General features: G+C 69.5%; 14 protein-coding genes. 12 read left to right on the top strand and 2 right to left on the bottom strand.

Annotated elements, in window-relative coordinates:
* The 4 genes from ruvX (at position 1) to AB0H88_RS43685 (ending at position 4,557) form a co-directional block, all read left to right on the top strand.
* Positions 1 to 483 (top strand): Holliday junction resolvase RuvX, encoded by a 483-nt coding sequence (ruvX, locus tag AB0H88_RS43700; RefSeq protein ID WP_357654706.1) that lies wholly within the window; start codon positions 1 to 3, stop codon positions 481 to 483.
* A 496-nt stretch (positions 484 to 979) separates the two neighbouring features.
* Positions 980 to 2,002: an endolytic transglycosylase MltG gene (mltG, locus tag AB0H88_RS43695; protein ID WP_357654704.1), complete on the top strand. Its 1,023-nt coding sequence runs from the start codon at positions 980 to 982 to the stop codon at positions 2,000 to 2,002.
* 226 nt (positions 2,003 to 2,228) lie between these two features.
* Complete coding sequence (gene mltG, locus AB0H88_RS43690) at positions 2,229 to 3,383, top strand: endolytic transglycosylase MltG (protein ID WP_357654702.1); 1,155 nt, start codon at positions 2,229 to 2,231, stop codon at positions 3,381 to 3,383.
* A gap of 316 nt (positions 3,384 to 3,699) precedes the next feature.
* Positions 3,700 to 4,557 carry a shikimate dehydrogenase gene (locus tag AB0H88_RS43685; protein ID WP_357654700.1) on the top strand — a complete coding sequence of 286 codons (858 nt, stop codon included), beginning with the start codon at positions 3,700 to 3,702 and terminating at the stop codon, positions 4,555 to 4,557.
* Here the strand turns inward: AB0H88_RS43685 and AB0H88_RS43680 are convergent, their stop codons facing one another.
* Positions 4,558 to 4,806 (bottom strand): hypothetical protein, encoded by a 249-nt coding sequence (locus AB0H88_RS43680; protein ID WP_357654698.1) that lies wholly within the window; start codon positions 4,804 to 4,806, stop codon positions 4,558 to 4,560.
* Complete coding sequence (locus AB0H88_RS43675) at positions 4,803 to 5,078, bottom strand: type II toxin-antitoxin system Phd/YefM family antitoxin (RefSeq protein WP_357654697.1); 276 nt, start codon at positions 5,076 to 5,078, stop codon at positions 4,803 to 4,805. Before AB0H88_RS43675 ends, AB0H88_RS43680 begins: the two co-directional genes overlap by 4 nt.
* 330 nt (positions 5,079 to 5,408) lie before the next feature.
* On the opposite strand from AB0H88_RS43675, the gene infC reads away from it, so the two are divergent.
* The 8 genes from infC (at position 5,409) to AB0H88_RS43635 (ending at position 13,089) form a co-directional block, all read left to right on the top strand.
* On the top strand, positions 5,409 to 6,026 hold the full coding sequence (infC, locus tag AB0H88_RS43670; protein ID WP_357654884.1) for a translation initiation factor IF-3: 618 nt from the start codon (positions 5,409 to 5,411) through the stop codon (positions 6,024 to 6,026).
* A gap of 124 nt (positions 6,027 to 6,150) precedes the next feature.
* Positions 6,151 to 6,345 (top strand): 50S ribosomal protein L35, encoded by a 195-nt coding sequence (gene rpmI, locus AB0H88_RS43665; RefSeq protein ID WP_225298242.1) that lies wholly within the window; start codon positions 6,151 to 6,153, stop codon positions 6,343 to 6,345.
* A 23-nt stretch (positions 6,346 to 6,368) separates the two neighbouring features.
* Complete coding sequence (gene rplT, locus AB0H88_RS43660; protein WP_219538506.1) at positions 6,369 to 6,752, top strand: 50S ribosomal protein L20; 384 nt, start codon at positions 6,369 to 6,371, stop codon at positions 6,750 to 6,752.
* Positions 6,753 to 6,929: 177 nt separating this feature from the next.
* On the top strand, positions 6,930 to 7,733 hold the full coding sequence (locus AB0H88_RS43655) for an RNA methyltransferase (protein WP_357654695.1): 804 nt from the start codon (positions 6,930 to 6,932) through the stop codon (positions 7,731 to 7,733).
* Positions 7,734 to 7,783: 50 nt separating this feature from the next.
* Positions 7,784 to 8,872 carry a PAS domain-containing sensor histidine kinase gene (locus AB0H88_RS43650; RefSeq protein ID WP_357654694.1) on the top strand — a complete coding sequence of 363 codons (1,089 nt, stop codon included), beginning with the start codon at positions 7,784 to 7,786 and terminating at the stop codon, positions 8,870 to 8,872.
* A 170-nt stretch (positions 8,873 to 9,042) separates the two neighbouring features.
* The gene (gene pheS / locus AB0H88_RS43645) at positions 9,043 to 10,083 is read left to right on the top strand and encodes a phenylalanine--tRNA ligase subunit alpha (protein ID WP_357654883.1); all 1,041 of its coding nucleotides are present in this window, start codon (positions 9,043 to 9,045) and stop codon (positions 10,081 to 10,083) included.
* A complete protein-coding gene (locus AB0H88_RS43640; RefSeq protein ID WP_357654692.1) occupies positions 10,083 to 12,638 on the top strand; it encodes a phenylalanine--tRNA ligase subunit beta in 2,556 nt (851 codons plus the stop codon). Before pheS ends, AB0H88_RS43640 begins: the two co-directional genes overlap by 1 nt.
* Positions 12,639 to 12,855: 217 nt before the next feature.
* A complete protein-coding gene (locus AB0H88_RS43635; protein WP_357654690.1) occupies positions 12,856 to 13,089 on the top strand; it encodes a hypothetical protein in 234 nt (77 codons plus the stop codon).
* Positions 13,090 to 13,143: the final 54 nt, after the last annotated feature.

The raw sequence follows: 13,143 nt of genomic DNA, 5'->3' as shown, positions 1-13,143 counted from the left end.
ATGCGGTTCGGTTCACGGATCGGCGTGGACGTCGGGTCCGTACGCATCGGCGTGGCCCGCAGTGACCCCTCGGGCCTGCTGGCCACCCCGGTGGAGACCGTCAGGCGAGGCCAGGGCGACCTTGACCGCATCGCCGCGATCGCCGACGAACACTCGGCGATCGAGGTCGTGGTCGGGCTGCCCACCTCACTGTCGGGCCGCGAAGGGCAGGCCGCCGCGCTGGCCCGCGACTTCGCCACAGCGCTGGCCAGACGGCTGGCGCCCACACCCGTCCGCCTCTTCGACGAACGGCTGACCACGGTCGCGGCGCAGCAGGGACTACGGGCCAGCGGCGTGCGGGCCAAGAAGCAGCGCGCGGTCGTCGACCAGGCGGCGGCGGTCGTGCTGCTGCAGGACGCGCTCGATGTCGAGAGAGCCACGGACAGACCACCCGGCAGGCCCGTCGATCCGCCCTCCGGGGTGGACGGCGGACCCGCCTCATGATCGGGCCGCTCACCGGGGGCGGCGGGGATCGGGCGGGGGTGGCCGCGTGAGCGGGCCACCGGATGAGGATGACGACCTGATCCCGTTCGTCCCGGAACCCTTCATCCCGTCCTCGGATGCCGTGACGTCCTCGGATGCCGAAGCGCCCTCGGGTTCCGAGGTGCCTTCGGACGCCGAGATGCCCTTCGACTCCGACGGTCCCTTGGGGCCAGATGTGTCAGAGGCTCTGGACGTACCGGTGGCGGAGGATTGCGCAGCCGACGAACGAGAGTGTCGTGCGGACGACCTCGGCGCGACCGCCCCGGTGGACGGCGGGAGCCTTCCCCGCGCGCCATCAGACGGTGGCGCCCCTTTCGACGGTGGCGCTCTGCCCGACGGCACGTCGCCGGACGGCGGCAGGCTTCCCGGAGATGCGCCTTCCGAGGGTGGTGCGCCGTCTGTCGGGGTCGGTGGCGGTGGCGTTCGTGAGGTTCGGCGGCGGAAGAAGCGGACGGCCGTGCGGACGGCGGCGCTGCTGGGTGTGGTGGTCTCCGCGTCGATCGCCGCGCTCGGCGTTGGGCTGTACGTGGTGCTCAAGCCGTACCTGACCCCCGAAGACTTCGAGGGGACCGGCAGCGGGCCCGTGACCGTGCGGATCCCGCCCGGCGCCAGCGCGGGCGACGTCGGCGCGGTGCTGGCCGAGGCAGGGGTGGTGGCCAGCGCACGGTCATTCGTGAACGCGGCCGAGGACCGCGCCATGGCGGGACGCCTGCGGCCGGGGCACTACCGGCTGCGCAAGGGCATGGCCGCTGGCGCCGCGCTCGACCTGTTGCTCGCGCCCGCCTCCAGGATGATCAGGCGGGTCACCGTCCCCGAGGGCATGCGGGCCTCCGAGACGCTCGTCCGGCTGGCCGCGCAGTCCGGGCTGGCTCTCAAGGAGTTGCAGGCGGTCGACGCGGCTCTCGTCGGGCTGCCCAAATACGCCAAGGGGCTCGAAGGGTTCCTGTTCCCGGCCACGTACGAGGTCGAGCCCGGGGACAAGGCCGTCGACCTGTTGAGCGCGATGGTGGAGCGGTTCGGCGCGGCGGCGAAGCAGGTGGAGCTGGTGAAGAAGGCCCCGCATGTGCATCTGACCCCGCTGGAGGCCGTCACGGTGGCCAGCATGGTCCAGGCCGAGGGGGGCAGGGACGAGGACTATCCGAAGATCGCCAGAGTGATCTACAACAGGCTCAAGCGAGATATGCGGCTCCAGATCGACAGCACCGTCCTGTATGCCCTGGGCAAGCGGACCCTGAAGGTCACCGAGAGCGACACCAGGGTCCAGTCGCCGTACAACACCTACCGGCATACCGGACTGCCGCCAGGGCCCATCGCCAATCCCGGAGAGAAGGCGCTGATAGCGGCCTTGCATCCGGCGAGCGGTGATTGGCGCTGGTTTGTGACGACGGATCCGGCGCATAGAATCACCAAATTCACCGACAAAGAGAGCGAGTTCGTGAGATACCGGGAAGAGTTGCACCGAAACCTCGGGACGAAATGATGCTTGCCGGGAGCCCCCTCATCCCGCGAGGGATCTTCGAAATCCCCGAGCGGAGCCCCCGAGAGGGGGCCCGCGCGCTCTTCCCGTCCTCTAGCATGGCTACCCAGAGTGATATTCGCCGGTCGTGGGTGCACGTCCGGCGAACCCCCCGCTCGGTGACCCCCAACGGTTCGGCAGTTCCGCTTGACGCCGGGCCGTACGTACCGGGAGATTGGCCTGCGCACCTATGAACGATCTCGACATGGATTTCCTGCTCGGCGCCGAGGACGACGAAGGCTCCTCCCGGCGCCGCGGCCGAGCTAACGGCAAAGGCGGCAGCCGCAGGCGTCGCAGGCGCCGTAACCGAGGCGGCTTCATCGCACCGCTGCTGGCCTTCATCGTCCTGGCGGGCATCCTCGGCGGCGGCGGCTACTTCGGCTATCAGTGGGTCAGTGGCGCTCTGGTGCCCGACGACTTCACCGGCCAGGGCAAGGGCGACGTGACCATCGAGATCAAGGACGGCCAGACCGCCTCCGACGTGGCGGTGGAGCTGGAGCGGCAGGGGGTCGTCGCCAGCGCCAGGGCGTTCACCAACGCGATCGCCAACGCCAACAAGAGCGGCGCGCTCCAGCCGGGCCAATACACCCTGCGCAAGGGGATGTCGGCCGCCAATGCGGTGACGATGCTCGGCTCGGGTAACAAGCTGATCGTCAGGGTCGCGTTCGAGGAGGGGCTGCGCCTTTCCGATGTCCTCGCCCGGCTCGCCGACAAGACCGGCAAGCCGCAGAAGGACTTCGTCGCCGCCGCCAAGGACACCAGCGACATGGAGCTGCCGTCCTACGCGAAGGGCAGGCTGGAGGGCTACGCCTTCCCCGCCACGTACGAGTTCCAGCCGAAGTCCACGCCGACTGAGATGCTGTCGCAGATGGTCGAACGGTTCAACCAGGCGGCGGAGAAGGCCGACCTCGTGGGCGGGGCCAAGGCCCTGCGGCGCACGCCCGCCGAGATCATCACGATCGCCAGCATCATCCAGGCCGAGGCCGGCCGACACGAGGACATGCCGAAGATCGCCCGCGTCATCTACAACCGGCTCGACCACGAGCCGGAGATGCAGCTGAAGATGGACAGCACGGTGATGTACGCGACGAACAAGAAGGGCACGTCCGCGACGCACGCGCAGCTGGAGAGCACCTCCAAGTACAACACCTACAGGTACTTGGGCCTCCCGCCCGGCCCCATCTCCAACCCGGGCGACGCCGCGATCGAGGCGGCTCTCAACCCGGCCAAGGGTCCCTGGCTCTACTTCGTCGCCACCGACCCCAAGAGCAACATCACCAGGTTCGCCGTCACGGACGCGGAATTCCAGGTATTGCTCAACGAATACCGCAAGAACGGTGGCTGACGCCGCCGGGTGAGCGGCGGAAGCCGGCCACGCCACCGGTCTCACCGTCTCGTAACGGCGCCCTGCCATGTGCGGGCTCAGCGGCCGTCTCCCTGGAGGCCCTGAGCCCTGTACGGCGACTGGGGTCGGCCGGGCATGCCGTACAGACTGGCATGCCGTAAAAAACAGGCTGGCATGCCGTAAAAAAGCGCGTGTACGGCCGGGCGCGTCGTACGGCCAGGCATGCTGTACAGCCGGGCGTGCTGCACAGAAGCGGCTGCACAGAAGACATGTCAGGCAAAAACAGCAGGCAGTAAGGCATGGAGAGGAGAACCGCGTGCGGGCAGGGGTGCTGGGGTCGCCGATCGCGCATTCGCTGTCGCCCTACCTGCATCGGGCGGCCTATCGGGCGATGGGGCTCGACGGGTGGAGCTACGAGGTCCGCGAGTGTGACGAGGCCCGGTTGCCCGGGCTGCTGCGGGAGCTCAGGCCGCGCCGCGGCGAGGTGCCGGGGGACGAGGGGGCCTGGGCGGGGTTGTCGCTGACCATGCCGCTCAAGCGGGCCGTGCTGCCGCTGCTCGACACGGTTTCCGACCTGGCCATTGAGGTGGGCGGGGCCAATACCGTGGTGTTCCGCGACGGCGCGAGCCATGGGGACAACACCGATGTCTACGGCATCGAGCGAGCGCTGGCCGAGGCGGGGGTGCCGGCGCCGAGGTCGGCGACCGTGCTGGGCGGGGGCGCCACCGCCGCTTCGACGCTGGCGGCGCTGCGCAACCTGGGGCTGCACTCCGCGACCCTGCTGGTACGCGATCCCGCCAGGGCGGGGGACACGGCAGGGGTGGCCGAGCGGCTCGGGATGGCGCTGGCGATCGAGACGTTCGACAAGCTCGACGTCTCGGCGCGGGTGGATCTGGTGGTGTCCACGCTGCCGAGCGGGGCGGCCGACGCCTTCGCGGCCCGGCTGGCGCGGGTTCCCGCGCTCTTCGACGTGGTGTACTCGCCCTGGCCGACCAGCGCGGCGGCGGCCGTCCAGGCTGGGGGCGGCACCGTGGTCGGCGGGTTCGGGATGCTGTTGCACCAGGCGGTGCGGCAGGTGGAGCTGATGACGGGCCGGACGGATGTGCCGGTCGAGGCCATGCGCGCGGCCGGCGAGGCGGAGATCCTCAGACGGTCGGCCAGCCGAACGAACTGATCAACCGGTCGGCCAGTCGAGTGGGTTGATCAACCGGTCGGCCAGTCGAACCAGCCAGGGCTCGTAGCCACCTGTCTGCAGGGGGTCGCGGCGGCGCAGCAGCTCGACACCTTTGCGGATCTCACCGAACACCATGACGCTCACATAGAGGCTGGGTCCGGTGATGGTGTCGAGCCAGGCCTGCACGCTGTCGTCCCGGACGCGCTTGGTCATTTCCGACACGACGTTGGTGTCGAGAACGTAGCTCACTCGATGCCCTCGAGGTCGACATCCCGCATCATGCTGCTCTTGTCGCGGGTGAGGTCGAGCGCGCTCAGGTCGGGACCCGAGAGCAGGAATTCCTTGAAGTCCGGCTGCTTACCCTTGAGCTGACGGTATTCCTCCATGTCCAGGATCACCGCCACGTCCTGCCCATGCCTGGTGACGATCTGCGGTCCCTCGTCATGGGCCCTGCGGACGACCTCGCTGAAGCGCTGTTTGGCCTCCTGTAGCTGCCATTTGCTCCCTTCGAGATCGGTCACCTGCCCTCCTCCTGGCTAGTTGTCTGGGCAGAATTTACCGTGCAGCCCGCTGGCCAGCGGGGATGATTCGAAGAAGTCTCGTGGTTGTGGTAACGTAGCTCACTGATCGGTCCGGCATGCCTTGCTGGACGCGCAAGCGGAGGTCTCCCTCCCACCTGAGTCACCGAGAGGCGGCCGGGTTAAGGATCACGCCGGACTTACTCCGGGGAGCTTACGGCCACGATGCCAATGAGCTCAGTGGCCCCGCATGCGCGACGTGCGGGGCTTTTCGCGTTTGCGCGGAGTTCCTCGGCACCGAGCACGTACGGGAACGCAAACCTAGGAGGCCCCATCAGCACTGAGCCCCGCATCAACGAGCGTATCCGAGTTCCCGAGGTTCGCCTCGTGGGCCCGAACGGCGAGCAGGTTGGCATCGTCTCCATTCACGATGCCCTCAAGCTCGCTCAGGAGGCCGACCTCGACCTCGTCGAGGTCGCGGCCACGGCTCGACCGCCCGTGTGCAAGCTCATGGACTACGGCAAATTCAAGTACGAGTCCGCGATGAAGGCGCGCGAGGCGCGCAAGAATCAGGCGCACACGATCATCAAGGAGATCAAGCTCCGGCCGAAGATCGACCCGCACGACTACGAGACCAAGAAGGGTCACGTGGTGCGGTTCCTCAAGGCGGGGGACAAGGTCAAAGTCACGATCATGTTCCGTGGTCGCGAGCAGTCCCGGCCGGAGCTCGGCTTCCGGCTGCTGCAGCGGCTCGCGGACGACGTCCAGGAGCTGGGATTCGTCGAGTCCCACGCCAAGCAGGACGGTCGTAACATGATCATGGTGATCGGTCCGCACAAGAAGAAGGCTGAGGCGAAGGCCGAAAAGGCCGCAGCCAAGGCCCAGCGTGGCGGCGAGGAGCCTTCCGAGCTGGAGTCTTCCGAGCAGGAAGCTCCTATACAGGAAGCGTGACCCGCGGTTGGGGTTAGCCTTAACAGCACACCCCGACAGCCACCCCGCCAGACGAAGACGCCGCGACCGGGTCGGCCAGCACCGGCCCGGCCACCGGCACGGACGAATTGAGGAGAGACGGCGAATGCCGAAGATGAAGACGCACAGCGGTGCGAAGAAGCGGTTCCGGCTCACCGGCACTGGCAAGGTCGTGCGCCGCCGCGCCAATCGCGCGCACTACAACGAGTGGAAGTCGTCCACGCTGACGCGCCGTCTCAAGAACGAAGTCGTCCTGTCCGACGCTGACTCCAAGAAAATCAAGAAGCTGCTCGCCAAGTAGCGCGACCCCCGGGGAGATAGAACATGGCACGCGTGAAGCGGGCGCTCAACGCCAAGAAGAAGCGCAAGGTCGTCCTCGAGCGGGCTTCCGGTTACCGTGGCCAGCGGTCACGTCTGTACCGCAAGGCCAAGGAGCAGATGCTCCACTCGATGACGTACGCCTATCGGGACCGTAAGGACCGTAAGGGTGCGTTCCGCCGTCTGTGGATCCAGCGGATCAACGCCGCTGCCCGTCAGAACGGCATGACGTACAACCGCCTGATCCAGGGTCTGCGGCTGGCCAACATCGAGGTCGACCGTAAGATCCTCGCCGATCTCGCGGTGAACGACAGCCAGACCTTCGCCACGCTCGTCGAGGCCGCCAAGAAGGCGCTGCCGGCGAACGTGAACGCCCCGGCCGCGAGCTGAGGCGCTTGACAGAGGAGCCCGGCGAGGCTCTAGCCGAGGGCCCACCTGATGGTGGGCCCTTTGCTGTGTGCGCAGGCAGACGACTGCTCCGCGCACGGGCGTGACTGCTGTGCGCACAGGCGCCACGGCCGGGCACGCGGCCGGTGCGACCGGCCGTACAGATCATCAGGGGAGAGCATGGCCGGATCCGAGCTGACCAACGTGAAGTCGCCGCGCGTGAAGGCCGCCAGACGGCTCGCCAAGCGCGCCTTCAGGGAGCAGGACCGCAAGTTCCTGGCCGAGGGGCCCCAGGCCGTACGCGAGGCGCTCAAGCTCGAAGGGGTGACGCTGGAGCTGTTCGCCACCGCGGAAGCCGAGCTGCGCCACCCCGAGCTGATCACCGACGCGACGCTCAAGGGCATCCCGCTCCACCGGGCCAGTGGCGAGGTCATGGCCGAGCTCTCCCAGACCGTGACCCCGCAGGGGCTGCTGGCCGTCTGCCGGCTGGTGCACGTGCCGCTCGATGACGCCTTGTCCGGCGACCCGCGCCTGGTAGCGGTCCTCGCGCACGTGCGCGATCCCGGTAACGCGGGCACCGTCATGCGCGCCGCCGACGCCGCGGGCGCCGACTCCGTGATCTTCACCGACGCCTCCGTCGACCCCTACAACGGCAAGTGCGTACGCGCCAGCGCGGGCAGCCTGTTCCACCTGCCCGTCGCCATCGGTACACCGGTGGCCGCGGCCGTGCGTCAACTCAGAGAGCGTGGACTGCGCGTGCTGGCGGCCGACGGCGCGGGCAAGCACACGCTCGACGACGTCGACCTGTCGGGCCCCACCGCATGGATCTTCGGAAACGAGGCATGGGGTCTGCCTGAGGAGGTTCTCGCCGAAGCCGACGATGTGGTCAGAGTGCCCATCTACGGACAGGCCGAAAGCCTCAACCTGGCCACCGCGGCCGCGGTATGCCTTTACTCCTCCGCCAGGGCTCAGCGAGTGCCCTAGGCGGCTGGAAACCCGCTATTGTCGGCCTTGTAGGCGGAGGAGGCGAGTTCGTGCACGGCGCAGACACCGATGGTCGAGTGGTCGCCTCCGCGTGCACGATAGCCATCGACGATCTTCCGGACGGCCTCATCGTGACCGATAGATTCGGTTGCGTGCTGGCGGTCAACCGGGCCGCCGCGCGGCTCACCGGCGTCACCGTCGAGCGGGCGGTCGGCAGAGACATGAACGAGGTCTTCCCCTTCCGCGATCATGACGGCCGCGAGTGGTGGAAGGCCCTCGACCCCGAGGGCGGCCTGCGCACCCGCAGCAGGGTGCCCGAGCGCCCCCTCCATCTGCCCGGCGGGCAGGAGCTCTACGTCGCGGCCAGGCTGTCCCGCGAGCCCGAGCGGTGCGGCGACGTCGACCGGGTGACGATCACCCTGCGTGACGGCGGCGCCCGTGCCCGGCTGGAGCGCAGCCGCGCCGACCTGGTGTCCACGGTCGCACACGAGCTGCGCTCGCCGCTGACCAGCGTCAAGGGCTTCACCGCGACCCTGCTGGCCAAGTGGACCCGCTTCACCGACGAGCAGAAGCGCGTCATGCTCGAGACCGTCAACAACGACGCCGACCGCGTGACCAGGCTGATCACCGAGCTGCTCGACGTCTCCCGCATCGAGTCGGGCCGGCTGGAGCTGCACCGCCAGGTCGTCGACGTGCCCGCCAGAGCGCGGCGCATCATCGCGGGCCGCGTCGCGGCGGGGGAGGCCGAGGACCGCTTCCGTCTCGTCATCGGCGACCACCTCCCCGAAATGTGGCTGGACCAGGACAAGGTCGACCAGATCCTCGGTAACCTGATGGAAAACGCGGTGCGCCACGGACGCGGCACCGTCACCATAGACATCGAGTCCGTCGGATGGGGAGTTGCCGTGTCGGTGCGCGACGAGGGCGAGGGCATCGCGCCCGAGCTGGCTCCGCGCGTCTTCCGGCAGTTCTGGCGTGGCAACAGCCGTCGGCGTGGCGGCACCGGGCTCGGCCTGTTCATCGTGAAGGGCCTGGTCGAGGCGCACGGCGGCACGATCACCGTGCAGCGCGCGCCCGAGGGCGGGGCGGAGTTCCGATTTACCGTGCCCACCGGCACACCCGACTTCGCCACGGTGTAGTTCGCACAGTGCAGGCCGCGCGGCCCGATTTACGGGAAGCGGCGGGAGTCGGGCCCGGTGGGCGGATCCCACTAGACTCTGTCACGCTCAAGCCCTGGATACGGAGCTCACTCTTGTCTGACTACGACCCCGTCGAGGTGACACCGTTGCATGCCGACGAGCTGTCCCGCATGGAGGCCGACGCCCTGGCGGCGATCAAGACGGCCGGCGACCTCGACGCACTCAAGCAGGCGCGGCTGGCCCACGCGGGCGACCGCTCGCCCATCGCGCTGGCCAACCGCGAGATCGGCGCCCTGCCTCCCAAGGCCCGCGCCGAGGCCGGCAAGCGCGTCGGCGGCGCCCGCAAGACGATCAACGAGGCGCTCGCCGCCCGGCAGGCCGAGCTGGAGGCCGAGCGCGACGCCCGGGTGCTCGTCGAGGAGGCCGTCGACGTCACCCTGCCGTGGGACCGGCAGCCGCGCGGCGCCCGCCACCCGCTGACCACCATGCAGGAGCGCATCGCCGACACCTTCGTCGCGATGGGCTACGAGGTGGCCGAGGGCCCCGAGCTCGAAGGTGAGTGGTTCAACTTCGACGCCCTCAACATCGCCAAGGACCACCCGGCCCGCTCCGACCACGACACCTTCTTCGTGGAGTCCACCGAGTCGGGCATGGTGCTGCGCACCCAGACCTCACCGGTGCAGATCCGCGCGCTGCTGCAGCGGGGCGCGCCGTGCTACGTCATCTCGCCGGGCAAGGTGTTCCGCACCGACGAGCTCGACGCCACCCACACCCCCGTCTTCCACCAGGTCGAGGGCCTGGCGATCGACGAGGGGCTGACGATGGCCCACCTCAAGGGCACGCTCGACCGCTTCGCCGAGGTCATGTTCGGCGAGGGCATCACCACCAGGTTCCGGCCCAACTACTTCCCGTTCACCGAGCCATCGGCCGAGATGGACCTGAAGTGCTTCGTCTGCCGCGGCGCCTCGGCGATCCCCGGCAACCCGCCGTGCCGCACCTGCAAGTCCGAGGGCTGGATCGAGTGGGGCGGCTGCGGCATGGTCAACCCGCGCGTGCTGATCGCCTGCGGCGTCGACCCGTCGAGATACTCGGGCTTCGCGTTCGGCATGGGCATCGAACGCACGCTGATGTTCCGCCACAACGCTGAGGACATGCGCGACATGGTCGAGGGAGACGTGCGCTTCACGCTTCCGTTCGGATTGGAGATCTGATGAAGGTCCCGCTCTCCTGGCTGCGGGAGCACGCCGATCTCCCGGCGGTCACCGCCCAAGAGGTGGCCGACAAGCTCACCGCGGCCGGGCTCAAGCTCGAGTCGATCACCTCCCACGGCCACGATGTGAAGAACGTCGTGGTCGGCGAGGTGCTCGAGATCGAGGAGCTGACCGGTTTCAAGAAGCCGATCAGGCACTGCAAGGTCGAGGTCGGCGAGGCGATGCCGCGCGAGATCGTCTGCGGCGCCACCAACTTCGCCGTCGGTGACCGCGTTCCGGTCGTGCTGCCGGGTGGCGTGCTGCCCGGTGGCTTCGAGGTCGGCTCGCGCAAGACCTACGGGCGGCTGTCCGAGGGCATGATCTGCTCCGAGCGCGAGCTCGGTCTCGGCGATGACCACGGCGGCATCATGGTCCTGCCCGCCGGCACGCCGATCGGCGCCGACGTGGTCGAGCTGCTCGGGCTCCGCGACGACGTGATCGAACTGGAGATCACCCCCGACATCGGCTACGCGCTGTCGGTCAGGGGCGTGGCGCGCGAGGCCGCGACCGCGTTCGAGGTGCCCTTCCACGATCCCGCCGACGTCGAGCTGCCCGCCGCCGACGAGCAGGCGTGGCCCGCCTCGATCGGCGACCCGACCGCGTGCGACAGGTTCGTGCTGCGCGAGGTCACCGGCTTCGACCCGGCCGCCCAGAGCCCGCTCTGGATGCGCGTACGGCTGACGCGGGCCGGCATGCGGCCGGTGTCACTGGCCGTCGACATCACCAACTACCTGATGCTGGAGCTCGGCCAGCCGCTGCACGCCTTCGACCGGGCCAAGCTCACCGGCGAGATCGTCGTACGCCGGGCCGGGCAGGGCGAGCGGCTCGAAACGCTCGACCACGTCACCCGCGAGCTCGACCCCGACGACATCCTGATCACCGACCAGTCGGGCCCGATCTCGATGGCGGGCACGATGGGCGGACTGGAGACCGAGATCTCCGGCGAGTCGACCGACATCGTCATCGAGGCCGCGCACTTCTCGGCGACCGGAATCTCCCGGGAGTCCCGCCGGCACAACCTCGTGTCCGAGGCGTCCAAGCGGTTCGAGCGGGGCGTCGACCGCGAGCTGCCGCTGGTCGCCTCGTGGCGGGCGGTGAGCCTGCTGGCCGAGCTGGGCGGCGCCACCGTGCGGCCGGGCCTGACGCACGCCGAGGTCGAGGTCGAGCCGGCCCGCATCGCCATTCCGGCGAGCCATCCGGGCGACGTGGCCGGCGTGCCCTACGCCAAGGAGAGCGTCGTACGCCGCCTGGAGCAGGTCGGCTGCGTCGTGACCGAGGGCGACGACCCGGCCGTGCGCAGGGGCGGCGTCGACCCGACCGGGGTCGTGACCGGCGGCGAGCTGGCGGCCAAGCTGGCCGTCACCGGCGACGACATGCTCACGGTCACCCCGCCGTCCTGGCGGCCGGACCTCACCGACCCCAACGACCTGGCCGAAGAGGTCATCCGCCTCGAAGGCTACGAGCGCCTGCCCTCCGTGCTGCCCAAGGCTCCGGCCGGCGCCGGGCTGACCGAGGGGCAGCGGCTGCGCCGGCGGGTCGGCCGGACACTGGCCGCCGCCGGTTACGTCGAGGTGCTCGCCTACCCGTTCATCAGCGAGAGCGACTTCGACGCGCTGCAGCTGCCCGCCGACGACGCGCGCCGCCGCGCCCTGCGGCTGGCCAACCCGCTGGCCGAGGACGAGCCGCTGCTGCGTACGACGCTGCTGCCCGGGCTGCTCAAGACCCTGGTACGCAACGCCGGGCGAGGCTTCTCCGATGTGGCGCTGTTCGAGTCGGGGCCGGTCTACCGGCCACGCGAGGGAGCGCCGGACACCGCGCCGGTGCTGGGTGTCGAGCGCAGGCCCAGTGACGACGAGCTGGCCTCGATCGCCACTGCTCTGCCCGACCAGCCTTACCGGATCGCCGTCGTGCTGGCCGGAGAGTTCGAGCGGTCCGGCTGGTGGGGCAAGGGTCGTCAGGAGTGCTGGGCCGACGCCGTACAGGCGGCCCGGCTGGTGGCGGCCGAGGCGGGAGTCGAGCTGTCGGTCATCGCCGACCAGCACGAACCATGGCACCCCGGCAGGTGCGCCGCCCTCTACGTGGGCGACACGCTCGTCGGCCACGCCGGCGAGCTGCACCCGCGCGTCGCCGAGGCCTACGGGCTGCCGCCGCGCACCTCGGCGATGGAGCTGGAGCTGTCCAAGCTGGAGTCGGCCATGCCGGGTCCGGTCGACGCGCCGGCCGTCTCGTCCTACCCGGTCGCGACCCAGGACGTGGCGCTGATCGTGCCCGACTTCACGCCGGTCGCCGACGTGGAGGCGGCGCTGCGTGACGGGGCGGGCGAGCTGCTGGAGTCGATCCGGCTGTTCGACGTCTACGCGGGGGAGCAGGTGGGGGAGGGCAACAAGTCGCTCGCCTACACCCTGCGCTTCCGCGCGGTCGACCGCACGCTGACGGTGGAGGAGACGACGGCGGCTCGCGACGCCGCCGTGGCCATGGCCGCCGACCGCGTCGGCGCCCAGCTCCGCGGCGCCTGACCGTTCAGTCGCCACGAGGTCCGGTACGGTCCGCCGTACCGGACCTCGCGTATGAGTCCGGCGTACAGGTCCTTACGCATGAGCGTGCCGGGACTCGCGTATGAGTCCGTCGTACAGGACCTTACGCACGAACGTGCCGGGACTCGCGCATGAGTCCGGTGTATGCGACCTCGCGTATGAGTCCGCCGTATCGGGCCGCACGCATGAAAGGCCGGAGATGAGGCATCTGCTGGTGTTCGCCGAGCGTGACGACGCCGAAGAGGTGGCGGAGGCGCTGGGCGAGCGGTTCCCCGCGCTGGGGACACCCCAGGTGGTGCGGGAGACGCTCGCCGGAGAGGATGACGCCGAGGACGCGCAGTGGCTGGTCGTCCTGGAAGGGCTCGACGAGGGCGGCCTGCCGGAGGTAGACGCCCTCGTGGAAGACCACGACGGCTGGCGCGAACCGGGCTGACCACAGCAGCGCTTCTAGGCGTGGGGGCCGGGCTGACCACAGCGTGCCTCTGGA

Origin of the sequence: Nonomuraea sp. NPDC050680, from assembly GCF_040654555.1 — a bacterium.
Classification (GTDB): Bacteria; Actinomycetota; Actinomycetes; order Streptosporangiales; family Streptosporangiaceae; genus Nonomuraea.
This window is presented reverse-complemented; position numbering and strand designations above follow the sequence as displayed.

Coding starts and splice junctions, on each gene's coding strand:
- rpmI (WP_225298242.1), top strand. CDS start 6,151: ATGCCGAAGATGAAGACGCACAGCGGTGCGAAGAAGCGGTTCCGGCTC.
- pheS (WP_357654883.1), top strand. CDS start 9,043: ATGGAGGCCGACGCCCTGGCGGCGATCAAGACGGCCGGCGACCTCGAC.
- ruvX (WP_357654706.1), top strand. CDS start 1: ATGCGGTTCGGTTCACGGATCGGCGTGGACGTCGGGTCCGTACGCATC.
- AB0H88_RS43640 (WP_357654692.1), top strand. CDS start 10,083: ATGAAGGTCCCGCTCTCCTGGCTGCGGGAGCACGCCGATCTCCCGGCG.
- rplT (WP_219538506.1), top strand. CDS start 6,369: ATGGCACGCGTGAAGCGGGCGCTCAACGCCAAGAAGAAGCGCAAGGTC.
- mltG (WP_357654702.1), top strand. CDS start 2,229: ATGAACGATCTCGACATGGATTTCCTGCTCGGCGCCGAGGACGACGAA.
- AB0H88_RS43635 (WP_357654690.1), top strand. CDS start 12,856: ATGAGGCATCTGCTGGTGTTCGCCGAGCGTGACGACGCCGAAGAGGTG.
- AB0H88_RS43655 (WP_357654695.1), top strand. CDS start 6,930: ATGGCCGGATCCGAGCTGACCAACGTGAAGTCGCCGCGCGTGAAGGCC.